Below are 394 nucleotides of genomic sequence, written 5' to 3' on the forward strand. Positions count from 1 at the left end.
CCCGGCGCCTGGGTATTGATTTGAACCTGGACGTTGGTGATGTCCGGCACGGCGTCGATGGGCAGCTTCTGGTAGCTGAACACGCCGATGGCGGCCATGCCAATGGCGGCCAGCAGCACCAGCCATCGGTGCTCGATGGCCGCGCGAATGAGTTTTTCAAACATGGGCGTGGCTCCGGCATCAATGGGTGTGTTCGGCAGAGGCTTTGCCGAGTTCGGACTTCACGACGAAACTGCCTGCCGCCGCATACGTTGCCCCGGCCCGGAGCCCTTGCAGCACTTCGACGCGCTTGCCATCGCTGCGGCCCAACTGCACGGGCTGGGCCACGAAGCCGTCACTCACCTTGACGAAGACGACGGGCTTGTTGCCCACGCTCTGAATGGCGTCGCTGGCC

At 64.0% G+C, this 394-nt stretch carries 1 protein-coding gene and 1 pseudogene; both read right to left on the reverse strand.

The features are described from left to right. Nucleotides 1-164 (reverse strand): efflux RND transporter permease subunit (locus tag GVL52_RS32650; RefSeq protein ID WP_160012803.1); only part of this gene is annotated, 164 nt, incomplete at its 3' end. Between the two features lie 16 nt (nucleotides 165-180). Then, nucleotides 181-394 (reverse strand): annotated as a pseudogene (locus GVL52_RS32655) (efflux transporter periplasmic adaptor subunit); the annotation flags it as partial.

It is taken from the genome of Rhizobium sp. 18055, assembly GCF_902706285.1.
In the GTDB taxonomy this organism is placed as follows: Bacteria; Pseudomonadota; Alphaproteobacteria; order Rhizobiales; family Rhizobiaceae; genus Rhizobium.